This window comes from uncultured Fibrobacter sp. (genome assembly GCF_947166265.1).
Classification (GTDB): domain Bacteria; phylum Fibrobacterota; class Fibrobacteria; order Fibrobacterales; family Fibrobacteraceae; genus Fibrobacter.
Window position 1 is genome coordinate 88,750 of record NZ_CAMVDO010000006.1, and the last position, 23,292, is coordinate 112,041.

Consider the following 23,292-nt stretch of genomic DNA (forward strand, 5'->3'; position numbering starts at 1 on the left):
GTTTCGTGAAGTCTTTTTCCTCACAGTTTACCCGACTTCTCGTTGTAAACGGGTATTTCTCAAAAATAGCGCTCGCGACGGTGATTGGCCTTGTGACGGGTTTTGTCGCGGTGGCGTTTCATTATGGATTGTCGCTTGCCAATAAGCTTGTCCGTTTGCCCTGGACGGGGGAGGGGGCGCTCCCATGGTGGAGCTTTGCCGCAATGCCTATGGTGGGTGGCCTGGTCGTTGGCCTGTTGATTTTCCGCATAGCCAAGGCGCCTGAGGCGGCGGGGCAGGGGACGGACAACATGATTCGCTCCTTTCATTACCAGGGTGGGAGTATTCGCCCCCGTGTGGCTCCGGTAAAGTTTATCACGAGCATCATTACGCTTGCTACAGGCGGAAGCGCCGGTTACGAAGGCCCGATTACGCAGATCGGTTCGGGAATCGCCTCTACGTTGAGTGGGTTCTTTAAGATGCCGCAGTCGTTGCGCAGGCAGTTTACCCTTGCGGGAACGGCTGCGGGACTCGGGGCGATTTTCAAGGCCCCGTTGGCGGGAGCGCTCACGTCGGTCGAGGTGCTTTACCGTGAAGATTTTGAATCGAATGCATTCGTGACGTCGATTGTTTCTTCGGTGGTGGCGTTCACGGTGTATATCGCGGTGGTGGGAACGGCGCCGGCGATTGCGGGGGTCCCGGTCTTTCCGTTGACGAATGCCGCTGAGCTATTGGCCTGTGCGGCCCTTGGCGTTTTCTGCTTTCCGTTTTCGTATTTGTATGTGCGTTGCTACGCTGAATCTGAAACCCGCTTTGCTCGCTGGAAAATCCCCGACTGGATTAAGCCTGCTGTGGGCGGGGCCTTTATTTCGGTGATTATTCTTGCATACCCCGAAGTGGCGGGTGGCGGATTCGAATATATCGGCGAACTCATGCGCGGGCTTGTGCCGCATACCCTATGGGGCGTATTGTTGCTGCTTGCGATTGCGATCGCAAAGATTGTCGCGACTGCTTTTACAGTAGGTTCGGGTGGCTCGGGTGGAGTGTTTGGCCCTTCGCTTTTCATTGGCGGTGTACTTGGTGCGATGTTTGCGGGAATCTGCGAACTTGTTTTCCCCGGTGCGGTGCGGGCTCCCGAAATGTTTATCTTGGTTGGAATGGCAGCCTTTTTTGCGGGGGCGGCCAAGGCTCCGATTGCGGGCGTGGTGATGGTCTGCGAAATGACCGGGAGCTATAGCCTTTTGCCGGGACTCCTGATTGCCGCCGTGATGCATATCGCCTTTTCGCGACCCTGGAGCATTTACAAGAGTCAGGTGCTGAACAAATTTGCAAGCCCCGCGCATCGAAGCGACATGGATGTCGATGTGCTGAGCGTGATGACTGTCGGAGAAGTGATTGAAACCTGCGAGATGAAAACCCTCAAGGGAAATGAACCGCTTTCGGAGGTGCTGAAGTTCGTGGACCTGAATTATGTCTATCCTGTTTATGAGGGCAAGACCTATTTAGGACTTTTGGATATGTCGGTGGTGAAATCCGCCTATATTTCGTCTCCGGACTTGATTCAGCATCTGCTTGTTTCGGATTGTACGGTCAAGGTTCCGATGCTTCTGGTTTCGACGGACCTGCATACGGCATCCAAGATTTTCGCCCGTTTTTCAATTGACGAACTTTGTGTGAAGGACGAGCGTGAAAATGTGGTGGGGGTCCTGAGACATGCGGCCATTTTCAAGGCTTACGACCGTATTGTCAAACAGGAATTGCGGTAAGGCGTCAATGGTGCCTGACGCACTAGCCTTTACGAAATTTTAGGAAAGTTCGTTGACCGCTTCGAGATATTCGGCAAGATTCCGTGACTTTTCAATTTTCTTCTGGATTTTCTTGGGGATTTCTGTGTATGTCCAGAAGGGGCGAATCTTGTTTAGAATCTGTGCGCTGCCTTGCAAGCGGCCGGTATAGTCTGCAAGCATCTCGGTGTGGATTTTTAATAACGTATCTATGGGTGTTTCGCAGGGAATTCCTGCGTATTGAGCGGCGAGGACGGGGTTTGCCAGTAGCCCGCGTCCGATCATGATTCCCGAAAGTTTCGGGTACCGGGTCTCGATGTATTTAATTTGCTGTAGATTCGCCAAGTCTCCGTTAAAAAGGAGAGGATGCTTGCAGTCCGTGTAGAACTGGTCGAATGTGTTAAAGTCGAGCGCGCCCTTGTACTGCTGGATTCCAAGCCTCGGGTGTAGCGTGATGTGGGCGAGTGAGGTGTCGTTCAGCATCGGCAAGAGCTGCAGGCTTTCGTTAGGTTCTGAATACCCGATGCGCATCTTGATGCTGAATTGAACGTGCTTCTCGCTTGAAAACTGGTTGATGGCGTCGAGGATTTCGCGGACTTTTTCGGGGCGTGCAAGAAGCCCCGAACCACGACCGGACTTGGCCTGCATCGGGTAGAGACAACCCATGTTGATGTCGATTTCCGTGAATCCGAGGCCTGTGACGGTCTTAGTCAGAATTTCGAATTCCGCCCTATCGCGGACAATGATTTGCGGTATCAGGTGGTAAGGCTTTCTTTTGCTGTTTGTACCTTGTTTGTCGGTGCTTGCGCCGTCGAGCGTTTCGGCGATAAAATGCAGGTCTGTTTCGAGGTCGCGGAGATCCTTTTCTCGGACATTCCCCTTTTCGATTCTAAGAAAAGGCGTGTAGTAGGTGTCGATTCCCGGTGCGAATCTGTAGTGGGCTAGCCTGTAGGCGGATTCAGTGAATCCCTGGAGCGGAGCGAAATGGATGGGGAACATTGCTTACGAACAGCGGAGCACTTGGCCTGGACGAATCATGTTGCCCTTGATGCCGTTCAGCTGCTTGAGACGCGTAATCGAAATTCCATACTTGCGGGCGATTTTTCCAAGGCAGTCGCCGCGACGCACCTTGTAGTAGCGGTGCTTTGAAAGTTCTTTCTGAAAATCCGCTTCGACCAGCTGGAGCTTTTCTTCTTCGATTTCGGTCATTGCGTTGATGTATGTGCCGTCTGCGAAGTTGAATACGGTAGCGGGGTCGATGTAGTTTCCGTTGAAACGCATTTCAAAATGGAGATGCGCTCCGAAGGAGCGGCCCGTGTTGCCGCCTACGCCGATGGTGTCGCCTGCCTGCAGGGTGTCGCCAACGTTGACTTGCCAGCTCGCAAGATGTGCGTATAAGGTAGTTAGTCCGTTTCCATGGTCCATGATGACAAATTTACCGTAACCCTTGCGTCGGCCCTGGTTTCTGACCTTTACGACAACGCCCTTGAAGGCGGCTACGATGGTGCGGTCTTCACCGTGGCAGAGTCCGAGGTCTACGCCACGATGCATGCGGTAGGTGCGGATTCCGTAGGGGGCTGAAATGCGTCTGCTTGCCGTGGGGACAAAGGCGGTCGTCATGTCGAGGACAAGCCTGCTTGCGGAATCAACGGTCGCCGAGTCGACTGAATTCATGTCGGCAGCGAGTTCAGCTTCGGCGTCTTCGCTTTCTGCTCCGGCTTCGCTTTGGGCGAGGGAATCTTCGACCAAGGAGTCGGCTTCGGCGATTTCTTCGGAATCATTGGACTGCGAATCTGCGGTGGCCGTTTTTTCGGATGGATCGGTAGCGTGGGAATCCTTCGTAACGGGTTCTGTTGTGGCCTGTTCGGTGGTGTTGCCGATATTTTCGTTTTTTGTTGCTTCGGCGGGGTCAATGATTTCTTTTATGGACTTATCTTCGGTCTCGTTGGCGAGGCTTGTCTGGCCATCTTCGATGAGCGTTTCCGGATGGGAAGGAATTCCCATATCCTTGGCAAAAATAGCCAGGGGGAAAAATGCAATCAGGGTAAGGGTTGTCCATTTCATAAAAGTGGGTTGAAATTTAGTAAAAAAAGTTTTTTTTGCATTGCTATATTTAGAATATGTTTGGATTTTACCGATTCGCATCTGTTTGCCCGACGCTGAAAGTCGCCGATACTGCCTACAATACGGCTGAAATTATCCGTTGCGCCCGCGAGGCGATTGACGGGGGAGCGTCCTTTGTCGTGTTCCCCGAACTTTGCATTACGGGGTACACCTGTAGTGATCTGTTTCATCAGGAACTGTTGCTTAAGAAGAGTCTGGAATCGCTTTCGGAGATTGCGAAGGCTTTTGCGGATAGTGATACGGTGATTGCGGTGGGGCTTCCGCTTCGCATGTTCGGTTGCCTCTACAACTGCGCCGCCTTTGTGCAGAAGGGGAAGCTTGTGGCGGTGACGCCCAAAATTCATTTGCCGAACCAGCGCGAATTCTACGAAAAACGTCATTTCTCAAGCGGCCGCGATCTGTTGCGTGGCGGTGTGGCTGGGGTTGCGCCGATTTGCCGTGTCGAGGGCTTTGGCGATGTGCCGGTGACGAATTTCTTTACGGTGAAGGGCGAGGGTTCCGAGGTACGTGTCGGCGTGGAACTCTGCGAAGACTTGTGGACGCCGGTCCCTCCGAGCGGTGAACTTGCCCTGACCGGTGCAAACGTGATTGTGAACCTTTCTGCAAGTGACGCCCTGGTGGGCAAGGGCGACTATCGCCGCAACCTGGTGATGAACCAGTCGGCGCGTTGCATGGCCGCCTATGTGTATGCTTCGGCGGGGGTGCACGAATCGACGACGGACATGGTCTTTAGCGGTCACCTGATGATTGCCGAAAACGGGACGATGCTTGCCGAGACGAAAAATTACAGCCGCGAATCTGAAATCATCTACGCCGATGTCGACGTGGAACGCCTGAACATGCAGCGATTGAGCGAAGGCTCGTTTCAGGATTTCGATAGCCGCGAATTTTATGCGCGTGCGGCAAGTTTCGACGGATTGCGCTCGGTGGAGAGCCTCAAGTACCGCTTCGTGGCGCCGACTCCGTTTGTACCGGGGAACGCCGAAACCCGCGACCAGAACTGCAAGGAAATTTTCAATATCCAGTGTGCAGGGCTTGCGAAACGCATCGAGGCTTCGCATACCAAACGCGCTGTCGTGGGGCTTAGCGGTGGGCTTGATTCGACGCTTGCGTTGCTCGTGATTTCGGAAACATTCAAGTTGCTGAAACGCCCTGCAAGCGAAATACTCGTGCTCACGATGCCCGGCTTCGGAACGACGAAACGCACCAAGAACAACGCTGTTACGATGGCGGAACTGTTGGGCGTAGAACTTCGTACGGTCGATATCCAGAAGGCTTGTATGCAGCACTTTGCGGACATCGGCCATGACCCGAATACGCTCAATGTGACTTACGAAAATGTGCAGGCCCGTGAACGCACCCAAATTTTGATGGATATCGCGAACAAGGAAGGCGGTATCGTGGTGGGAACGGGAGACCTTTCCGAAATTGCGCTCGGCTGGAGCACCTACAATGCCGACCATATGTCGATGTATGCAGTAAACTGCGATATTCCGAAGACGCTCGTGCGCCACGTGGTGGGCTGGTATGCGGACCGCGCAAGGAACTTCGTTGCCGACGAAAAGACTGCCGATGAACTTTCCCTGGTTCTCCGCGATATTCTTGATACACCGGTTTCGCCGGAACTGTTACCTGCCGATGCCAATGGGCAAATTGCGCAGAAGACCGAAAGCATTCTGGGCGCCTACGAAATCCACGACTTTTACCTGTATCATTTTGCCAAGTACGGTGCGACTCCGCAAAAGATGTTGTTCCTGGCGAAGTATGCTTTTGCGGGGAAATATAGCGACGAGGAACTGGAAAAAGCGCTTGCCGTATTCGTGCGCAGATTCTTTACGCAACAGTTCAAGCGTAGCTGTATTCCGGACGGCCCGAAGGTCGGAACGATTTCCCTGTCGCCGCGAGCCGACTGGCGTATGCCCAGTGATTCGAGTTTCAGCGACTGGCTGTAGAAAAGAATTCTATTGCCGGGTGGCTATTTATTTGAATTCCTTGCACCACTTGGGGACGATTTCTGTCGCTTTACCTTGTACAAAAATGTCTGTGTAGGGGTCGCTGGTCGGAACTTCAAGGTTCAGGCAGGTGACCTTGGCTCCAAAACCCTTGGCGAAACTCTTGAATCCTGCAGCGGGGTAGACGACGCTGCTTGTACCGATGTATACGAATTCCTTGCAGTGCCTTAGGGCATCCTGAATTTCTTCCATGTAAAGCGGCTGTTCGCCGAAGAATACGATGTCCGGGCGGCTCATGGCTCCGCAGAAGGGGCAGCGCGTGTCCAGGGTTTCTTCGCCGTCGAACAGAAATTCGTGCTTGGGGTTGTGCTCGCAGGTCAGGCGCATCAGGTCGCCGTGCATGTGCAACACACGCTTGGATCCCGCGCGCTCGTGCAGGTTGTCCACGTTCTGCGTGACCAAGAGAAAATCGTCACCTAGACGTTTTTCCAGTTCGGCCAGGGCGAAATGCGCTGCGTTCGGTTTGTGTTCCTTGAGTCCCTTCCTTAAGAAGTTGTAGAAATCCTTGACGCGTTTCTTGTCGCGGTAGTAGCCTTCGGGGGTGCACACGTCGTCGATATTTTCGTGTTCCCACATACCGTCGTTGCCGCGGAAGGTTCGTAATCCCGATTCGGCACTGATGCCAGCGCCGGTTAAAACAACGAGTCTCGGAAACTGTGTCTTACTCATTAGCAGATATCTCCAAAGAACAAGGTTTCAGCCACGATTCCGTGTTCGAAGTCGGGCAGGTAAAGGCTTTCATTTTCTCCGTGGGCGTTGCATTCGGGGTCTTCGAGGCCCGTGAGCAAAATGGGAATGTTGCCGAATGTGTTGCGGAACAGCTCTGCTCCGGGGATACTTGCACCACAACCGATAAACTTGGTCTCGGACCCGTAGGCCTTCGACATGGATTCGCTCATTTTCTGGAAGAACGGGTGTGTGGTGTCGGTGACGAAGGGGTTCGCTCCATCTTCGGTCACGATACTGCATACAAGACCGTAGGGAACCTGCTCCTGCAGAAATTCGACCAACTGTTGCGTGGCGACATCGGCGTCCATGCCAGGGGCCAGTCGAATGCCGATGCGGGCGTAGGCGCTGTCTTGCAGAACGTTTCCGGCATTTGTGCGGCTACCGACTTCCATCGTGGTTACCACGATAGAGGGCCTGCGCCATAGTGATAAGAGAATTTCGTTTTCGGGAACTTTCAGCTGGACGCTTTCCAGAACTCCACCGTCGTTGCGGAAAATTTCTTCGGTCATGCCGAGGCTCTTGTAGCTTTCGAGTTCTGCTTCGGTCGGGGGAACGAGCGTATCTTCGAAATTAGGAATCAGAATGTTTCCCTTGCCGTCGGTGAGACTTGTAATCATGCGGCAAAGCACCTGACCGGGATCGGGAATGGGGCCTGACCAGCTGCCAGAATGGAGTGGAGCCTTGGTTGCCTTGAGTTCCACGTTCACGGCAATCATGCCGCGTAGCGTCGTGGTAATCGAGGGTATTCCCTTGGCAAAGTTTTCGAGGTCTGCGACAATGACGGCGTCGCATTTTAAAAGCTCAGAGTTTTTCTTCAGAATTTCGGCGAATCCCGCACTTCCGGATTCTTCTTCACCTTCAATCAAGAACTTGAGGTTCGGACCTTCATTTTTTTTCAGGGCGCGCACCTGTTCAAGAGCGGCGAGATGGACGACGATTCCCGCCTTGTCGTCGGCGGTACCGCGGCCATAAAGGCGGTCTCCCTGTTTACAGGCTTCAAAGGGCTTGGTGTTCCAGAGGGCTTCGCGCATGGGGGGCTGGACATCGTGATGGGCGTATAAAAGCACGGTCGGCTTGTCGGGGCTCGTGAGGCTTTCCCCATACACGGAAGGGCGTCCACTGGGTGGCAAAAGGAACTGTACGTTGGTAAGGCCTGCTTGCAAGAAAAGTTCCTTGACTTTTTCGGCGCTATCCAGAACGTATTTCTGGTCGAAGTTGTCAAAACTGATTGAAGGTATGCTTACCAGATCGCTCAGGGTCTGGATATAGGCGGGCATCTTTGCACGAACGGCAGCAACAACGGAATCAAATGCTTTCTGTTCCATAATTCAACTCAATAGACGATAAGAACGTACATCTCCATTTCTAGTCAATAAAATAGTAAACCTTCTGAAAAATGGTCGTTAATAATGGATATTTTCTATTTTATAGAGTGTAAGTTTTGGCAAAAGGAATTCCCATGTCTTTCAACTGCGTGAATCACGAATATTACCTGAACTTTGGCGATCGCATGCTTGCGCTGATTCGCCGTATTTTTCACAAGTATCCCGAATTTCGTCATGATTCCTTTAAGCACGTCGCAAGGCTTGCTCCCTATATTCCCTTTTTAGGGGGGCGCCCTGACTTAAGCAAGACGCTCAAAAGGGTCATTACGTTTCCGGACCACAGCAACTCGCTGTATCTCGGTTGCCCGATCATTTTGGCCGCGGGGGCAAACAAGACTGCGAAACGAATTTGCGATTATGCGAATATGGGTTTCGGTGGCATTACCGTAGGAACGGCCACCCGCAAGTTCCGTGAAGGAAATACGCACCGTCCGCGTATCGGTTTCTTGGAAAATGACCGTGCCATTCACAATAGCATGGGCCTCAACAACGAAGGGGTCGAAATTATCGCTCGCCGCACCGATGAACAGCTGACGCGTGCCCATAAGGCAGGACTTTGCGTGGGAGTGTCGGTGGCGGAAACTCCGGGGCTTACCGATGACGAAGAAAAGTTGAAGGACTTGCTTGAAAGTTTTGCAATCGCCTACAAGGCGGGCGACTACATCGAGATTAACGTGAGCTGCCCGAATACCGGCGAGGCTCGCGTCGATATGGACCTTTCGCTTACCGAACGAATCTTTGGCGAAATTATGAAGTACCGCAATGCGCAGGCCATCCGCAAGGCCGTGTATGCCAAGATTAGCCCGGACCTTTCGGAACGTCACCTGGTGAACATCATGGACATGCTCGTGCGAACGGGGGTGAACGGTGTTGTTGTTGGAAACACGTACCCGACGAAAAAGATGAGCGAATTGCCTGTCGAGGCAAAACTCGAAAACCTGACTCCGCTCCGTGACGATGGCGACTGCGGTGGTATGTCCGGTCGTCCGCTTTATGAAAACATGATGTGGAACGTAACCTATATCCGTACCCATTACCCTGAAATCAGCGTGATTGCCTGTGGGGGTATTGACCATGGGTTCAAGATCTTTGACTTGATCAAGCTTGGGGTGGATGCGGTGGAGTGTTACTCCGTCGTTGCTTTCCGCTGGATGGCGGCACATTCGATGCGCAAGGAACTCGAAGCGGCACTTCGTGAAACCGGATATACGACGCTTTCGGATTACGACGACCACAATCCGAAGCAGACCAAGGCCGTTTAACGAAACTCCTTCGAAACCCCACCATGATGTCATCCCCGACCTGATCGGGGATCTCTCTTAAAAAAGGATAATGGATTTGTTTGCGAAAACTTCTTTTATTCGGAATCTTTCTGTAGCGGTTCTTTTGACTACCGGTATTTCTTTTGCGGTTCCCTGGCTAGGGGCGACCTATAAAAGGACCACCTTCGAAAATCATCTTGCGATGAATGTGGAGGGGGTGCATCCTGAATCGGGCTGCTTTACGGCTGGAATGAAAATCGGAGACATGATTATCGGTGTCCAGGGGCAGACTCTTACGGACATTTCGCAGATTCGCTCGGCTGTTGCAAACCGCAAGGCCGGAGATAAAATCCAAATTGAAATTGTTCGTGATGGCAAGAAGAAAAAGTTGACGGTTCCCCTGACTGAACGACCGGATGATATCAGTAGCCTGACGGGTTCTGCCATTGGCAGCAAGATTGCGAAGTTCGGTGAAAATTTCTACAAGAACGGCGAAAAGCGCAAGGAAAAACCGAAGGCGACCTTGCTTGACTTCTGGGCGACTTGGTGCGGTCCTTGCCGCGCGACACTTCCTGTGCTTGCGAACCTGTATAAAAAATACAGCCCCAAGGGGCTGGAAATAATTGGTATTGCCGATGAATCTGTAGAAACGCTAAATGCGTTCTATGCGCAACAGCATGCATCTCCCTATCCGCTTTATCGTGATGCCACGAAAGAAATGTGGATGCGATATGGAATTCACGCTGTACCTACGCTTATGCTGCTAGACCAAGATGGCTATATCAAGCAGGTATGGAGCGGCGCTCCCACCGAAGCGATGATTGAGCGGATATTGAAGGATGTGATTAATTAATTACTCTACCGCGGCCTTTTTCTGCGTTGCAAAGATTTCTTCGTATTCTTCTTTGCTAATGCGTCCGTATGCGGTGGTGATTCCGCCGAATTCATAATAGGCCGAGTCGCCCTTGACGCTCATGCAGTAGGGCATGTCGAGCGAATTCTTTCCGCAAAGCTTACCGTCTTGAATCGTCGCCTGCAGGTCTCCGTTCACGTTACGGATAGTGAAGTCCTGGTTGTTTTCGGTTAGAACTTCAAAAATCATATTGGCTTCGCCTTTCCAGCAACCGGCATAGCTTGAACTGTCGTTGCCACAGCCGAAAAGGAACATCGAGGAAATAAGGGAGGCGGAAATTAGAATTGCTTTCTTCATACCCTTAAAATAGTATTTTTAGGTTCAAAAAAATGCAATTTTTTGTTAAACATTTGTATTTAATGGCCCCGCTGCTTGCGGTTTTTGCACTGATTGGCGTATACAGGCTTATCAAGGCGAATGACCGGCCGATTCCGCATTACGAACCCAAGCAAGTCGAAGACACTTGGTCTGCCGAGGAATATATGCGCCACCTGAACCTAAAGCCTTTTAACCAGCGCGAAGTTCATCGGCTGCTCCTCAAAAGGACCCGTCAGAAACCGGGTGTCTATCTTGAAAGTCTCCTCCCTGCGATGGATACGGCGGGAATTGAGGTGGTTCATTGCTTTCACCTGGTGATGGGCGATGAGTATGTCCCCGTGATAACGAGCGGAAACGATTACCCTTACCACAAGCGCGAATCAAAGCACTACAAGAACGCGGCCATGGATTTTCGCATCAAGGATGTCCCGATGTCTAGACGGCGTGAAATTGTCGAAAAGATTCAGGACAAACTTGGAGAACGTTTTCGAGTGCTCTGGGAAAAAGGGGAGATGGAGCACTTGCACGTGGAAATGGTGGAGTAGCGGTGTAACTGCTTACTTGCAGCAGCGGAAGCCGACGTTCGGGTACTGGTTCTGCGGGTAGAAGCTGAACTTGTTGTCGGTGCACTTGCTTTCGTTGTTGGTGTTCCACGCACCGCCTGCGACCAGGTACATGTTCGGGTGATCCTTGCTCGTGGTAGAGGTCCATTCCCAGAGGTTTCCGTTCATGTCGTACATGCCGTACCAGCTGCGGCACTGTTCCTTACGGCCACTGCGTTTTGCGGCCTTGGTGTTGGTGTTGCACTTGTTCTGCTTGTAGCTGTCACCGTAGCTGTAGCGCGTGTTGTCCTTGCTCTTGCAGGCGGCTTGCCATTCGGCGAGGCTGCAGAGGTGCTTGCCTTCCTGCTGGCACAGACTTGCGGCCTGTTCCTGGCTCACCATGTCGCGGGGGAGTTCGTCAGCCTTGTTCGGGTATTCGTAGGCGTCTACGCAAACGGTCTTGCCGCCGAGCGGAACGGGGTAGGCGTTCTTGCCGCAAATGTTGTCGCTTGCCATGTCGTACTTGGCTTCTTCCCAGGCGGTGCGGTTACCCACGGAGTCCATGGCGTAATAGAAAACGGAACCGGTCTTGTTGTATTCCATCGCCTTTCCCGCTTCTTGGGGGTGGAGCGTGTCGCCAATGGAGAGGAATGTCTTGCACTTGATTTCTTCGCACTTGACCTTGAGCTTGATCGGGTCGTAGTAGCGACCTGCGGGCGGAGCTATTTCGGCGACGGGCGGCACCTGGTCGGCGGCGCGGATGCTGTCCTGGATGCGTTTCTTTTCGAGCGAGTCAGCCTTGGCCTTTTCGAGAGCCGCCAGGGAATCGGCGATGCGCTGTAGACTATCGGCGCGAGCCTTGTCGATTGCGGCAAGACTATCCTTGATGCGGTTCAGGCTGTCGCGTACGTGGCGGATGCTGTCGCGGTTCACGTTGTTCTTGAGGGCAGCAAGCGAATCTGCTACGCGGAGGCTATCGGCTATACGGAGACTGTCTGCGATTCTAAGGCTGTCGGCGTTGAGCCTTGCCAGTGAATCTGCCATGCGGATGCTGTCGGCGCGGGCCTGTTCAAGGGCTCGGAGACTGTCGAGCGTGTGTCTGCGTTGCATTTCGAGTGCCGTTTCCTGTTCCTTGGCAAGGGCTTCTTGCTTGATTTGGTCCAGGTGGCACTGCACAATAAAGAGCGTCACCAGCAATAGGAACATCAACACGAGAATCGCGATGTTCTTTTTTTTGCGCTTATTCTTCAACTGTTCTTCGTTTTCGTTTGCCATAAAAGTTTCCTTAGATCCTTCGACTTCGCTGCGCTCCGCTCAGGATGACACGTCAGCTCGCTTTTTCTTCGGCGGTTTCGGCCTTCGCCGATTCGCGGACATCGTTAAAGAGCTCGCCCCAGTGGCGGATAATTTCTTGCTTGAGTTCGGCGACGCTGATGTTTCTGCGCAGCGTGTTACGGTAGGCGATAGAGATGTAGCCCGTTTCTTCTGACACCACGATTACAAGTGCGTCACATTCGGCGGCCAAAGCCTTGGCGGCGCGGTGGCGCATGCCGTAGCCCGCTTCTTTTTCGGCGTTACCCGTGGGCATAGGCAAGATACAGCCGGCCGCAACAATTCTCTTGCTGTTCATGATGACGGCACCGTCGTGTAACGCGGAATTCGGGAAGAAGAGGGCTCGTAAAAGTCTTGAGCTAATGCGAGCATCCAAAATTTCACCGGTGTCGGCGTAGTTACGGAGTCCCACGCGCTTTTCAAGCACGATCAATGCACCTGTGTGGGTCTTTGCCAAATCCTGGGCGGCGCTCGCGATGGTCTTGGTGATTTCGTCGAGACCGCTTGAATGGAAAAACAGGTTGTGGAAATCGAGTTTACTGGCGGCCTGACCGATACGGGTCAGGGCGCTTCGAATTTCGGGCTGGAAAAGAATCACGAGCGCGATAATGCCGAGGGTTGCAAGGTTGCTGATAAGCCACACGACGGTATGGAGTTCCCACCACTGCGCAATAATCCAGGCGAGAATCAAGAGTAATCCACCGAAAATCATCTGGGCGGCGCGGGTGCCGCGGAAAAGCAAGAAGATGTAGTAGATGATGATGGATATCAGGAGCACGTCCAGAATATCCGCCGGACGCACATCGATGATTCCGAATAGCTTAAACAGAATCATTTCTTAACGCCTCCAGATAAAGCAGGGATTCCTTGGCCTCTTTCACGTCGTGCACGCGGATGCAGCTTGCTCCACCGAGTACGGCAATGATTCCTGCCGTTACGGTCGGAATCAGGCGGTCGCTCGTTTCGAGTCCCGGCATCTTTCCGATGTAGGACTTGCGCGAGGTGCCTATAAGAACGGGGTAGCCGTCTTTCAGGAATTCTTCGGTCGATTTCATCAAGTCGATGTTGTCCTGCGCGGTTTTCCCGAATCCGATGCCTGGATCGATGCAAATCTTTTCGCGCTCGACTCCGAGGTCCAGAAGCTTTTTCACCTGCGACAGGAGTTCTTCGCGGACTTCCTGCACCACGTTCGTGTACGGCTTGAAGTCCTGCTGCATGGTACCGAAGTTTCCGCGGATGTGGTTGAGAACCACGGCGGCCTTGGTGTCTGCGACGGTCTGGAGCATGTTCGGGTCCATGGCGCAGGCGCTAATGTCGTTGATGATGTGTGCGCCGAGCTTCATGGTTTCTTCGGCGACTTTCGCCTTGACCGTGTCGACCGAAATGTAGAACTCGCGGGGCTTACCGTCGCTGCTGTAGCCGCTTTTGGCGAGGGCGGCGAGGCGTTCTACCACGGGGCATACGCGGTCCAGTTCTTCTTGCAGGCTGACTGGTGCGCTTCCTGGGCGGCTGCTTTCGCCACCGATGTCCAGAATTTCGGCACCCTGGTCTAGGAGCATCAAGGCGTGTTCGTAGGCAGCGTCAGGCTTGTTGTGCTTGCCACCGTCAAAAAAACTGTCCGGAGTCACGTTCACGATACCCATGATTAGCGGGGTCTTGCAGGGCAAAACCTTGTTCCCGATTTTCCAGGGGAGAGAACGACTATGATCCAGAACTTCTTTGAACATTACGAATTTTCCTGATGAGATTCTACGGTAGAGGTTTGGGCATCGCCGTCGCCTGCCGGGGTCGAGCCACTGGCGGGCGCGGGCTTGATTTCTGCGACGGGAGCGGCGTCTGTCACCGGTGCCACGGGCGGTTGTTTTCCCGGGTCGGGCGGTGGCGTATTTTCGCGCTTCTTCTTCGCTTCCATTTCTTCAAGGGCCTTGTACTGGCGGCTCTTCTTGGTGCCGGTCAGCTTTTCACCGGCCATCACGCGGTCAATTTCTTCGCGGTCGAGCACTTCGAATTCAAAGAGGGCTTCGGCAAGGTCAATCAACTTGTCCTTGTTTTCTTCGATGAGCTTCTTGGCGGCCTGGTCCAGACGCTTAATGAGGTTGTTCACCGCATTGTCGATCTTTTCGGCCATCATCTCGGACATTTCTTTCGGCTTAGAGATTTCACGGCCGAGGAACACTTCGCCGTCGGTGCGGCTGTAGCATACCGGTCCGATTTCGTCGTCGAAGCCCCATTCCGTCACCATCTTGCGGGCTAGTTCAGTAGCGCGCTGAATGTCGTTGCTGGCGCCTGTGCTCTGGTGGTTGAAGAAGATGAGTTCGGCGAGGCGGCCAGACATCATGATCATGATGCGTTCTTCGGCGTATTCGCGGCTGTAGCTTACCTGGTCGCGTTCGGGCAGACTCATGGTTACGCCGAGGGCGCGCCCGCGCGGGATAATCGTAATCTTGTGGAGCGGGTCGGAATGCTTGCACAGAAGCGTCATGAGGGCGTGGCCCGCTTCGTGGTAGGCCGTGTGGCGCTTTTCTTCGTCGGTCATCAGGAGCGTACGGCGCTCGGCACCCATGCTAAGCTTGTCGCGAGCTTCTTCAAAGTCGAGCATCGTGACTTTCTTGTTGTTGAAACGAGCGGCGAGGAGGGCTGCTTCGTTCACCAAGTTTTCGAGGTCTGCACCTGCAAGACCCGGTGTTCCCTTAGCGACAGCCTTCACGTCCACGTCGTCGGCGAGAGGCACTTTGCGCTTTTTCAGGTGAACCCTCAAGATTTCTTCGCGGCCCTTCAGGTCGGGGAGTCCCACCACAATCTGGCGGTCAAAGCGGCCGGGGCGCAATAGCGCCTTGTCGAGCACGTCGGGGCGGTTGGTCGCGGCAATCAAGATGACGCCTTCGTTCGCGGTAAAGCCGTCCATTTCCACCAACAACTGGTTCAAGGTCTGTTCGCGTTCGTCGTGACCGCCACCGAGACCCGCACCACGCTGGCGACCGACGGCATCGATTTCGTCGATGAACAGAATACACGGGGCGTTCTTCTTGCCGGTTTCAAAGAGGTCGCGTACGCGGCTTGCGCCCACGCCAACGAACATTTCCACAAAGTCGGAACCGGACATGCTGAAGAACGGGACTCCTGCCTCGCCTGCAACAGCGCGGGCAAGAAGCGTCTTACCGGTACCCGGAGGGCCAACGAGTAAAGCTCCCTTCGGAATGCGTCCGCCGAGGGCATCGAATTTCTTCGGGTCCTTCAAAAATTCTACAAGTTCCTGCAAGTCCTGCTTGGCTTCGTCGCAGCCTGCCACGTCGTTAAAGGTGGTCTTTTGCTTGCCGTTCAACTGTTTTGCCTGGCTCTTGCCAAAGCTGAACGGACCCTTGCCGCCGCCACCCATCTGGCGGTTCATCATCAGGTAGAAGAATACAATCAGGAGAATTGCAGGCAAAAATGCGACAATCGTGTCGAGCCAGGTGCTGGATTCGTGAATGACCTTGACTTTGACGCCCTTGAACATTTCCCAGGCGGTAATCTGGTCATTGGAGACTTCGAGCATGTGGCTACGGAAAGCTTTTGTGGTTCCGTTGTCACTTGACTTGGTGAAGCGGGCGAGGGCACTCTGGTTCTTTTTGGCCTCGGCAATTTCGTCGGGGCTCATTTCGCGCTTGCCTTCGATAATCACTCCGTCGGGGGTCTTTTGGAGCGAAAGTTCGGTAATGACCTTGGTGGAATCTCCCATCATGGCCAAGAATTCGGTGCGCGTAATGTCCGATTCGCCATCTTTTCCGGCGAGCGGGAACATGACGAACAGCAAAAGTATCATCACCACTAAAATGATAAAGTTCTTGCTACGGTATGGGGGTGTAGGTTTTCCTTGACTCATAAAATCCTTTTATACGTTCAATTGCAAGATACAAATTTTGTGGCCTCTGCAACGTCCTTGAATTCGCAAATCAAGACGGTTGAGCCCTTTTTGACGATAGAACGCTTGCGGTAAGCGCTGCGTACGGGAATTTTAAGATGCGCGGGCTCTTTCTGGTCGTAAAAGAATCCTATCGGAAAGCGAAACCCAAGCTCCGAAAGCCACAAACGGAACATTTCCGACAAGTCCGCATCGGCATGGTCGATTTGAATTTTGCGAAGTTTTCTCTTGTCCAATGCGATGAGTGACGAGGGGCGAGAAACGGGAGATGTGTCATCCTGAGCTTGTCGAAGGGTCTCTCGAAACATAGCATCGCATTTATCCATTACCTTCGCGTAGGCCTTGTCGGCTAGCGAGGCAATCCTACACAATTGCGTAGCGGCGTCACGGTATCCTCTTGCGAGCTGTGGCAGGTAAACATGGCGCACCTTGTTCCGTGCGAATTTTACATCGGAATTGCTTTCGTCTTCGCACCACTTTAGATTGTTTTCGCGAGCATACGCAAGAAGCTCTTCGCGAGTGACGTTCAGGAATGGTCGGAAGATGTTGTCTCGTACTTCCTGAATGCCCCGGAGCCCTGCGAGTGTTGTTCCTCGGCGGAGTCGCATGTAAATGGTTTCCGCTTGGTCTCCTGCATGATGCGCAGTGACAATGACAAATGAGGGATGAGGTGTGAGGTCGCAGCCTTCGGCTGCTTTGAGGTGTGGGGTATGAGAGACAAAAGACGAGAGACGAAAGACGAGAGATGTGTCATCCTGAGCGGAGAACCGTAGGTTCGTAGTCGATATACGAAACTTGTCAACTTGTTGACTTAGTTGAGTTAGGTTCGAAGGAGCAGGATCTAGGATGATTTCTGCCAGAGCCTTATATCTTGCTTCCCTCGCATTTTCTTCGAGCGAACCCTCGGCATTTTTTAGCGCATCGCCATTCAGCTTCTTCAAGAAAAACGGAATGTTGTGCACTTTCGCGAATGCCTCGACAAATGCGGCGTCGCGGTCGGCGGTTCCTTCGCGCAGTCCGTGGTGTACATGTGCGATCCCCAGCCATTCGATGCCGAGCGTTTCGCGGTTTGCAATGAAATAATGCGCGAGGCAAATAGAATCCAACCCGCCCGAAACTGCAAGCAGCAGGCGCTTGAAACCATAATCATGGATTCTTTTTTGGATGCTTGCAAATTCGTCGGTAATCATTCTTATTTGTTAATTCCTTGCGACCGAAGAGAGAATTCTTTTGGTCTCTCCTGTCACATTGCTGCGAATACATTCGTAGTATTCTTCACGGTTGTCTGTGCTGAAACCATCAACAGGGCCGTCTTTGTAATGAAGGGCTTCTTCGGTGCTGTTGCGTGCGCTGAGCAAAAAATCTGCATTTCCCTCTAGGCACTGTTCCTTTGAAATGGCGCCTAATTGTTCGTGCTTTGTGCAGGTTTTACCATTGCTGGAGAATGTTTCATAGAAATTCATGCCGGTCTGGTCGAATTTGTAGGAACCGTCTAATACAAAAGTTTGGCTACCAACGGAAAACTCCTTGTTTGAAACAACTTTTATGACTTGTGCTTCTACGAGAGAGTCTATGTGGAAATCGCTGATGTCGAAGTCCAAATAGTTAGCCAGAATGCTGCCCAACCTTAACTTGCTTTCTGTGATATTACTTGGGTCAATGGTGGTCGTGTTGTATACGGAATCCTGGGTGATGGTGATTGTTCTTGCAATACCTTTCAGGCCGCCGATAGAGGCGGTGCATTTGATTTCAGTTTCCCCGATAATTCTCTGACAGCCTGTTGCTTTCCACTTGCCATAAATGCCGTTATGTTCGGTGCTTAAGGACAATGTTTCAACGTTCTTGTAGGCGTCGTAAAACATCTGTTCATCAGGATCGTCAGATACCATTTTTTTGACAGGTCCTGTCCACATGGAATCTCCGACAATGGTAATCTTGTTTGTGTCGAGAGCCGATGCATTTTCTTCCCATGCGAATGTTTTGGTGCCTGCGTGGTAGTTGCAGGATTCTAAACCCTGGTAAAAGAATCCTGTGGTTTCGTCATACCGATATGCCATGGCGTAGGTGTAGCCTTCGCCAAAGTCTATGCTAACCGAGGGATTTATTGTATTCTCTTTTGATGAAGAAGATTCTTGAGATTCCGAAGAATTGATGCTAGAACTAGAAGCAATTGCTTCGCTAGATGAAGAATTTACTTCTTGATTGCTAGAAGATGAGTCCTTTGTATTTTGAGATTCTGATGAAGAGGAATCGTTTTCCTCTGCAGAAGAACTGAGAGTCGTTTCTTCAGAAGACGATGAAATGTCATCTGTTGCCGACGAAGAATTGTCATCGCCGCAGGCGATAAGCATAGCACTAGTCATTGCAAATGCAAATAGCTTTTTCATAATGTTCACCTCGTATAAAGCCTTTCCAACGTAAATCTAAAAAATTATATTTGTTTGTAAGGAGGCCGTTATGGCTAAAAACAAAGCGAAGGCGCTCGGCAAGGTTGTCGAAACCGCCAAGGAAAGCGCAATGCTCAGAACGCTGCGCATTGACGGCTCCCAGAACGGAGCCACCCTGCGGACAAGAATCGTCCGCGACAAGACGAAGTACACCAGAACCCTTAAACACAAGAAATCCCTCGCCGAAGCGGGGGATTTCCCTTTATTGAATTCTTATTTCAAGTTAAACTGCTTGAGACATTCTTCGAATTCTTCGTTATTGGAACTTGATCCGTAAAGTTGTTTGACGAAGTCCCGATGAATGTTGCTGTAATCGCTTCCAACCTCATCTTGACTGTGGTCGCCGTTTTCGCAGTATTCCTGCGTTAATTCGATATTTTTTTGCCACAAGGTGCAGGTGCTTTCTTGGTAGGTTATTTTTGTTGTGAATGTGGAAATTTGCGAGGGGTTCATCTCTAATGTGTGGTCCATCGATATCTCTAAAATTTTGTTGTTGATGGACAAATCCGCCTTATTGTGATCCTTGGCGACTATCCACATATCGCTGTCAATAAAGGTGGTGTCGGCTGAAAGTTTCTTAATATTTCGAAGATAATCATTGCAGAGTTCTTCTTTTTGCCCGTCATTAAATAAATTATAGATGACGCTGCAATATTGGACCGGCTCGGGTGTGTAGCTTGATCCCGTGATTTTAGTGCGAGTCGTTATGGTTTTTTGCTTTGGTGTCAGTTCTAGCGTGATTTTATAGTTGGAAGGAATCTCTGTGAATTCACCTTGATAAATCCTTCCGACACATTCCCATGTCGAAAAAATGGATTTCGAAGAACCGATATATAGGGTTGCTGCTTTGATGGTGTCGCAGGCATCTCCGATGTAATCACATTCGTATAGGGTGTCGTTTGACATCTTGTAGCCAAAGGAATTAAAAATCATGTATTTGAGCGAATCGTTGTTGTATCCTGCTTCTAACACCAATTCGTCGTACTTGTATACGCCCGTGTAGTCTTCGGTGTACCATTTGAATGAATTCGTGGTGGTATCGTAGTCGCATTCTTCTTCAAGAAAGTAGTATCTCAAATACTTTTCATCGAAGAATGAAAAATTGTCGACATCCACTGTAGTGATCCAATTGTCATCAGAAATATTCGAAGAAGATGTCGGCTCGTTATTTTCCTCGGAAGAAGAACTGACACTTGATTCTTCCGAAGATGAAAACTCGTCATCATTTGCCGATGACGATTTGTCGTCGCCGCAGGCGACCATCAGCATTGGGATTAGTATAAGTGGGAAAAGTTTGTTCATGATTCTCCTCGTAATTTTTTATGATAAAATAATAAAAATTCCTCGCGCTGGCGAGGATTTCTTGCGGATTCTATTAAACAAGGAGCTTTTCGACTGAATCGGGCTTGGCGTCAGGTAGACTATTTCCCCGTTGTGGCGAGTTTCCCGTAGTATTCGCGGACGTCGTCCCAGCGGTAATAGGGGGCGGCGGGGCAACTTTGTTTTGGTTTTGGGGATGAGACTTGGTTCGCTTCGGCAGGCTCAGCGACCTTACTAATTCCACATGTCACGGGCAATTTCTGCTCTATTTCGTTGAGCATTACCTTCACCAGAATGGGGGTGCCTTTCTTCGCGGACTTATAGAAGATAAATTGCACGTTCGCGGCCATGGGACTGATTTCATAGTCGCGCCAGACCGTGTGCAGGTTTTCCATGTCGGAGGTTTCCACGCCGGCGGTGCCCAGCTGCAACAGGGCGACAAACGGAAAAATCACCGTGTCGTGACCGAAGCGGAGCGTTGTTGTTGTCTTTTTCGCAGGTTTTGCTGTTTTGCCTGCTTTGGTCGTGTCCGTGGCAATTACCTTGTCTGCTTCGTCCAGAACGTTTTTCAGGAGCGGGCGTGCATTTTCGAGGCCCTGTTTTTGAGCGAAGGGATTGTTGCCGAGAACGCTATACCACCAAGCGTTCTGTGCGTGCCAACGGGCGGCAAGATCTTCGTCGGTCCACAAGTCGTCAAAGCTGAATTCGATTTCGGGACTACCTTGCAAGCTGTTGCCGATTTCATAAATTTTGCTGAAAAGATCACCTGCATCCACATTTTTCTGGATGTAGCTGGAATCGTTGAAAATAGCGCGCATCATGCGAGTCGGATTAACATGGCTATAAAGTTTTTCGTTTTCCTTTTGCCATGCGGGCGTATTCGATTCGTTGATAATCTTGCCAAAATCGAGCGGACTGATAAAACTCATCAGGTACTTGCCAGATTCCTGGTGAATGTCCAGCTTGGGCTTCTGGGCGCGGAGCTCTTCAAGGAACGCCGCCATGCTGACGACGCAGCGCACACTGGTACTGGCGAAGGCTTCCACGTAGGCGTCGCTCTTGAACACTTCGGGGAAATTTTTCACCATACGTTTCGCGATTCCCTGGTGCTGAGCTACGCCAAGCTGGGTTAGGTCGCCTGCACGTGGGGCGGCGTATTCATCCAGATACTTGGCGCGTTCAAGCAGGCTCTTGCCGAGGTTCGTGAGTTTGCTTAAGGAATCTGCCTTCGCGAGCGTGTTGTACAGGGCGTGGTAATGGTCGGCCGGCTGGTGGAATCGGCTGCCGTGTCTGCCGTAATGGCTCAGGTAAAACGGCTTGTAGCCGGTGGGAACCTTGGTGTATTTTGCGGTGGGAGTGGGGTAGGCGTAGTAGTTGCTTCCCATCTGGTGACGGTCTTGGGCAAATCCCGAAATCGCCATCGTGATTAACAACACGAAGATTTTTTTCATTTTATTCTCCCGTATCCCACATCACTCACACAAATCGTTTTATTTGTCGCAGATTTTGAAAAAGCAGCTGCGGGCACCGGTGTGGCAAGCCACCTGCGGGCCCTGCATGCGAACCTTAAAGAGCAAGGCGTCGCTGTCGCAGTCGGCGGCCCATTCCACGACGGTCATCACGTTTCCGCTGGTGTCGCCCTTGTGCCAGAATTCCTTACGGCTACGGCTCCAGAACACCATTTCGCCACATTCGTGGGTGCGGCGGAGAGCTTCTTCGTTCATCCAGGCCATCATCAGAACGTCGCCCTTGTCGGCATCTTGAACGATTGCGGGGGCAAGTGCAACGCCGTCCACAACGACTTCGAATTTAATCTCTTTAATCAGTTCGTCAAAGTTCATCTTTCGTCTCTCGTCTGTAGGCGCAAAGCGCCGTTCTTTCGTCTAGTTAACCTCTCACCTGTCCGTTTCCGCGCAAAATCCACTTGTAGCTGCAGAGGCTTTCCACGCCCATGGGGCCGCGGGCATGCAACTTGTCGGTAGAAATGCCCACTTCGGCGCCGAGGCCGTATTCTCCACCGTCTGCAAAGCGGGTGCTTGCGTTCACCATCACGCTGCTGCTGTCCACGTTCGCGACAAAGTAGTCCTGAACGGAGGGGTCTTCGGCAACGACCGCTTCGGTGTGGCGGCTGCTGTTCTTTTCGATATGGTCGCAGGCTTCGGCGACGTTGTCGACGAACTTGACGCTTGCCTTGAGGGCCAGATATTCGTGGTGGTAGTTGGAGTCGTCGCCAATATCCTTGATACGGCTGTCGTGGCTCTGGGCGTCCTTGTTGCCAAAGAGTTCCACGCCGCGGTCGGCGAGGCAATCGATCAATTTCTTCGTGGTGGCCGCGTCGATATGGCGGTCGATAATCACGCATTCCATGGCGTTGCACACGCCGGTGCGCTGCGTCTTGGCGTTAATCAGAATGTTCACCGCCTTGTCCATGTCGGCGGACTTGTCCACGTACACATGGCAGATGCCGTTGAAGTGCTTGATCACGGGAATCTTGCTCTGTTCTACGACTGCGCGGATCAGACGTTCACCGCCGCGGGGAATCACGAGGTCGAGGCAGTCGTTGCGCTGCAGGAGCATACCCACCAGGTCGTGGCTCGTTTCGGTCACGAGCTGCACGGCGTCTTGGTCGATGCCTGCTTCGGCAAGGGCTTCGTGGAAGATTCCGGCGAGGCACTTGGCGGAGTTGAGCGATTCCTTACCGCCACGCAAAATCACGGCATTGCCCGCCTTAAAGCAGAGGCATGCGCCATCGATCGTTACGTTCGGGCGGCTTTCGAAAATAAAGAATACGGAACCGATAGGTACGGCGATACGGCTAATCTTGATGCCGTTCTTGAGTTCGCGGCTTTCGAGAACCTTGTTCAGCGGATCTGCAAAGGAGGCGATTTCTTCGGCACCCTTGGCCATGGCCTCGATGCGGGCGTCGTTCAAAGTCAGACGGTCCATCTTCGAATCGTCGAGCTTTCCGGCGGCGGCTTCTAGGTCAATCTTGTTTGCAGCAAGGATTTCTGGCTTACGGTCGCGCAAAATCTGGGCGACACGATTCAGCACGGCGCTACGCTTTTCACCCGGCAGGGTACGGAGCGTCTTGCTTGCCTTCTGGGCATTTCTGGCCAGAAGGTCGGAGTATTCTTCCAAGTTGGAATATTTCAAATTGGACTGTTCCATAAGCCGTTTTTATCCTTTTTTGAGCACTTTTTGTTGTGTTTGTCTAATTTTACAATATAGAAACTTGTCTTTTGAT

The 23,292-nt window shown here is 52.0% G+C and carries 21 protein-coding genes; 6 read left to right on the forward strand and 15 right to left on the reverse strand.

The window, feature by feature from the left end:
* Positions 1 to 5 precede the first annotated feature (5 nt).
* Positions 6 to 1,745 carry a chloride channel protein gene (locus Q0W37_RS04910; RefSeq protein ID WP_297699317.1) on the forward strand — a complete coding sequence of 580 codons (1,740 nt, stop codon included), beginning with the start codon at positions 6 to 8 and terminating at the stop codon, positions 1,743 to 1,745.
* A 39-nt stretch (positions 1,746 to 1,784) separates the two neighbouring features.
* On the opposite strand, the gene Q0W37_RS04915 is transcribed toward Q0W37_RS04910, so the two are convergent.
* A complete protein-coding gene (locus Q0W37_RS04915; protein WP_297699319.1) occupies positions 1,785 to 2,762 on the reverse strand; it encodes a tRNA-dihydrouridine synthase family protein in 978 nt (325 codons plus the stop codon).
* A gap of 3 nt (positions 2,763 to 2,765) precedes the next feature.
* On the reverse strand, positions 2,766 to 3,827 hold the full coding sequence (locus tag Q0W37_RS04920; protein ID WP_297699320.1) for a peptidoglycan DD-metalloendopeptidase family protein: 1,062 nt from the start codon (positions 3,825 to 3,827) through the stop codon (positions 2,766 to 2,768).
* 56 nt (positions 3,828 to 3,883) lie between these two features.
* Between Q0W37_RS04920 and Q0W37_RS04925 the strand changes: the two genes are divergently transcribed.
* The gene (locus tag Q0W37_RS04925; protein WP_297699322.1) at positions 3,884 to 5,839 is read left to right on the forward strand and encodes an NAD(+) synthase; all 1,956 of its coding nucleotides are present in this window, start codon (positions 3,884 to 3,886) and stop codon (positions 5,837 to 5,839) included.
* 27 nt (positions 5,840 to 5,866) lie between these two features.
* On the opposite strand, the gene Q0W37_RS04930 is transcribed toward Q0W37_RS04925, so the two are convergent.
* Together Q0W37_RS04930 and Q0W37_RS04935 are read right to left on the reverse strand one after the other, a co-directional pair.
* Positions 5,867 to 6,568 carry an NAD-dependent deacylase gene (locus tag Q0W37_RS04930; protein WP_297699323.1) on the reverse strand — a complete coding sequence of 234 codons (702 nt, stop codon included), beginning with the start codon at positions 6,566 to 6,568 and terminating at the stop codon, positions 5,867 to 5,869.
* Positions 6,568 to 7,953: a M20/M25/M40 family metallo-hydrolase gene (locus tag Q0W37_RS04935; protein WP_297699325.1), complete on the reverse strand. Its 1,386-nt coding sequence runs from the start codon at positions 7,951 to 7,953 to the stop codon at positions 6,568 to 6,570. Before Q0W37_RS04935 ends, Q0W37_RS04930 begins: the two co-directional genes overlap by 1 nt.
* A 134-nt stretch (positions 7,954 to 8,087) precedes the next feature.
* Between Q0W37_RS04935 and Q0W37_RS04940 the strand changes: the two genes are divergently transcribed.
* A complete protein-coding gene (locus Q0W37_RS04940; RefSeq protein WP_297699327.1) occupies positions 8,088 to 9,275 on the forward strand; it encodes a dihydroorotate oxidase in 1,188 nt (395 codons plus the stop codon).
* A gap of 70 nt (positions 9,276 to 9,345) precedes the next feature.
* Complete coding sequence (locus tag Q0W37_RS04945; protein ID WP_297699329.1) at positions 9,346 to 10,128, forward strand: thioredoxin-like domain-containing protein; 783 nt, start codon at positions 9,346 to 9,348, stop codon at positions 10,126 to 10,128.
* Here the strand turns inward: Q0W37_RS04945 and Q0W37_RS04950 are convergent, their stop codons facing one another.
* A complete protein-coding gene (locus Q0W37_RS04950) occupies positions 10,129 to 10,485 on the reverse strand; it encodes a hypothetical protein (protein ID WP_297699331.1) in 357 nt (118 codons plus the stop codon).
* A 32-nt stretch (positions 10,486 to 10,517) separates the two neighbouring features.
* On the opposite strand from Q0W37_RS04950, the gene Q0W37_RS04955 reads away from it, so the two are divergent.
* A complete protein-coding gene (locus Q0W37_RS04955; RefSeq protein WP_297699333.1) occupies positions 10,518 to 11,051 on the forward strand; it encodes a hypothetical protein in 534 nt (177 codons plus the stop codon).
* A gap of 12 nt (positions 11,052 to 11,063) precedes the next feature.
* On the opposite strand, the gene Q0W37_RS04960 is transcribed toward Q0W37_RS04955, so the two are convergent.
* Genes Q0W37_RS04960 through Q0W37_RS04985 form a run of 6 tightly spaced genes read right to left on the reverse strand, consistent with a single transcriptional unit; the run spans position 11,064 to position 18,668 of the window.
* Positions 11,064 to 12,323: an SUMF1/EgtB/PvdO family nonheme iron enzyme gene (locus tag Q0W37_RS04960; protein ID WP_297699335.1), complete on the reverse strand. Its 1,260-nt coding sequence runs from the start codon at positions 12,321 to 12,323 to the stop codon at positions 11,064 to 11,066.
* Positions 12,324 to 12,375: 52 nt separating this feature from the next.
* Positions 12,376 to 13,215 carry a diadenylate cyclase CdaA gene (gene cdaA / locus Q0W37_RS04965; protein WP_297699336.1) on the reverse strand — a complete coding sequence of 280 codons (840 nt, stop codon included), beginning with the start codon at positions 13,213 to 13,215 and terminating at the stop codon, positions 12,376 to 12,378.
* Positions 13,202 to 14,107, reverse strand: coding sequence for a dihydropteroate synthase (folP, locus tag Q0W37_RS04970; protein ID WP_297699338.1), 906 nt, complete (start codon positions 14,105 to 14,107; stop codon positions 13,202 to 13,204). The genes cdaA and folP overlap by 14 nt, the downstream gene beginning before the upstream one ends.
* Complete coding sequence (ftsH, locus tag Q0W37_RS04975; RefSeq protein ID WP_297699339.1) at positions 14,107 to 16,242, reverse strand: ATP-dependent zinc metalloprotease FtsH; 2,136 nt, start codon at positions 16,240 to 16,242, stop codon at positions 14,107 to 14,109. Before ftsH ends, folP begins: the two co-directional genes overlap by 1 nt.
* Before the next feature lie 17 nt (positions 16,243 to 16,259).
* Positions 16,260 to 17,471 carry a tRNA lysidine(34) synthetase TilS gene (gene tilS, locus Q0W37_RS04980; RefSeq protein WP_297699341.1) on the reverse strand — a complete coding sequence of 404 codons (1,212 nt, stop codon included), beginning with the start codon at positions 17,469 to 17,471 and terminating at the stop codon, positions 16,260 to 16,262.
* Positions 17,472 to 17,480: 9 nt separating this feature from the next.
* Complete coding sequence (locus tag Q0W37_RS04985; RefSeq protein ID WP_297699343.1) at positions 17,481 to 18,668, reverse strand: hypothetical protein; 1,188 nt, start codon at positions 18,666 to 18,668, stop codon at positions 17,481 to 17,483.
* 70 nt (positions 18,669 to 18,738) lie between these two features.
* Here Q0W37_RS04985 and Q0W37_RS04990 point away from each other — a divergent pair, with 70 nt between their 5' ends.
* Complete coding sequence (locus tag Q0W37_RS04990; protein ID WP_297699345.1) at positions 18,739 to 19,005, forward strand: hypothetical protein; 267 nt, start codon at positions 18,739 to 18,741, stop codon at positions 19,003 to 19,005.
* Here Q0W37_RS04990 and Q0W37_RS04995 read toward each other — a convergent pair.
* The 4 genes from Q0W37_RS04995 to Q0W37_RS05010 form a co-directional block, all read right to left on the reverse strand.
* The gene (locus Q0W37_RS04995; RefSeq protein ID WP_297699347.1) at positions 18,942 to 20,030 is read right to left on the reverse strand and encodes a hypothetical protein; all 1,089 of its coding nucleotides are present in this window, start codon (positions 20,028 to 20,030) and stop codon (positions 18,942 to 18,944) included. The genes Q0W37_RS04990 and Q0W37_RS04995 overlap by 64 nt on opposite strands.
* Before the next feature lie 119 nt (positions 20,031 to 20,149).
* Positions 20,150 to 21,499, reverse strand: coding sequence for a histidine-type phosphatase (locus tag Q0W37_RS05000; protein WP_297699349.1), 1,350 nt, complete (start codon positions 21,497 to 21,499; stop codon positions 20,150 to 20,152).
* Positions 21,500 to 21,538: 39 nt separating this feature from the next.
* On the reverse strand, positions 21,539 to 21,889 hold the full coding sequence (gene hisI, locus Q0W37_RS05005; protein WP_297699351.1) for a phosphoribosyl-AMP cyclohydrolase: 351 nt from the start codon (positions 21,887 to 21,889) through the stop codon (positions 21,539 to 21,541).
* A gap of 46 nt (positions 21,890 to 21,935) precedes the next feature.
* Positions 21,936 to 23,216: a glutamate-5-semialdehyde dehydrogenase gene (locus Q0W37_RS05010; protein ID WP_297699353.1), complete on the reverse strand. Its 1,281-nt coding sequence runs from the start codon at positions 23,214 to 23,216 to the stop codon at positions 21,936 to 21,938.
* Positions 23,217 to 23,292: the final 76 nt, after the last annotated feature.

What these genes read in the sequence shown, in the direction of transcription:
- Q0W37_RS04915 (WP_297699319.1), bottom strand. Translation starts at nt 2,762, where the DNA reads ATGTTCCCCATCCATTTCGCTCCGCTCCAGGGATTCACTGAATCCGCC.
- Q0W37_RS04920 (WP_297699320.1), bottom strand. Translation starts at nt 3,827, where the DNA reads ATGAAATGGACAACCCTTACCCTGATTGCATTTTTCCCCCTGGCTATT.
- Q0W37_RS04925 (WP_297699322.1), top strand. Translation starts at nt 3,884, where the DNA reads ATGTTTGGATTTTACCGATTCGCATCTGTTTGCCCGACGCTGAAAGTC.
- Q0W37_RS04930 (WP_297699323.1), bottom strand. Translation starts at nt 6,568, where the DNA reads ATGAGTAAGACACAGTTTCCGAGACTCGTTGTTTTAACCGGCGCTGGC.
- Q0W37_RS04935 (WP_297699325.1), bottom strand. Translation starts at nt 7,953, where the DNA reads ATGGAACAGAAAGCATTTGATTCCGTTGTTGCTGCCGTTCGTGCAAAG.
- Q0W37_RS04940 (WP_297699327.1), top strand. Translation starts at nt 8,088, where the DNA reads ATGTCTTTCAACTGCGTGAATCACGAATATTACCTGAACTTTGGCGAT.
- Q0W37_RS04945 (WP_297699329.1), top strand. Translation starts at nt 9,346, where the DNA reads ATGGATTTGTTTGCGAAAACTTCTTTTATTCGGAATCTTTCTGTAGCG.
- Q0W37_RS04950 (WP_297699331.1), bottom strand. Translation starts at nt 10,485, where the DNA reads ATGAAGAAAGCAATTCTAATTTCCGCCTCCCTTATTTCCTCGATGTTC.
- Q0W37_RS04955 (WP_297699333.1), top strand. Translation starts at nt 10,518, where the DNA reads ATGCAATTTTTTGTTAAACATTTGTATTTAATGGCCCCGCTGCTTGCG.
- Q0W37_RS04960 (WP_297699335.1), bottom strand. Translation starts at nt 12,323, where the DNA reads ATGGCAAACGAAAACGAAGAACAGTTGAAGAATAAGCGCAAAAAAAAG.
- cdaA (WP_297699336.1), bottom strand. Translation starts at nt 13,215, where the DNA reads ATGATTCTGTTTAAGCTATTCGGAATCATCGATGTGCGTCCGGCGGAT.
- folP (WP_297699338.1), bottom strand. Translation starts at nt 14,107, where the DNA reads ATGTTCAAAGAAGTTCTGGATCATAGTCGTTCTCTCCCCTGGAAAATC.
- ftsH (WP_297699339.1), bottom strand. Translation starts at nt 16,242, where the DNA reads ATGAGTCAAGGAAAACCTACACCCCCATACCGTAGCAAGAACTTTATC.
- tilS (WP_297699341.1), bottom strand. Translation starts at nt 17,471, where the DNA reads ATGATTACCGACGAATTTGCAAGCATCCAAAAAAGAATCCATGATTAT.
- Q0W37_RS04985 (WP_297699343.1), bottom strand. Translation starts at nt 18,668, where the DNA reads ATGAAAAAGCTATTTGCATTTGCAATGACTAGTGCTATGCTTATCGCC.
- Q0W37_RS04990 (WP_297699345.1), top strand. Translation starts at nt 18,739, where the DNA reads ATGGCTAAAAACAAAGCGAAGGCGCTCGGCAAGGTTGTCGAAACCGCC.
- Q0W37_RS04995 (WP_297699347.1), bottom strand. Translation starts at nt 20,030, where the DNA reads ATGAACAAACTTTTCCCACTTATACTAATCCCAATGCTGATGGTCGCC.
- Q0W37_RS05000 (WP_297699349.1), bottom strand. Translation starts at nt 21,499, where the DNA reads ATGAAAAAAATCTTCGTGTTGTTAATCACGATGGCGATTTCGGGATTT.
- hisI (WP_297699351.1), bottom strand. Translation starts at nt 21,889, where the DNA reads ATGAACTTTGACGAACTGATTAAAGAGATTAAATTCGAAGTCGTTGTG.
- Q0W37_RS05010 (WP_297699353.1), bottom strand. Translation starts at nt 23,216, where the DNA reads ATGGAACAGTCCAATTTGAAATATTCCAACTTGGAAGAATACTCCGAC.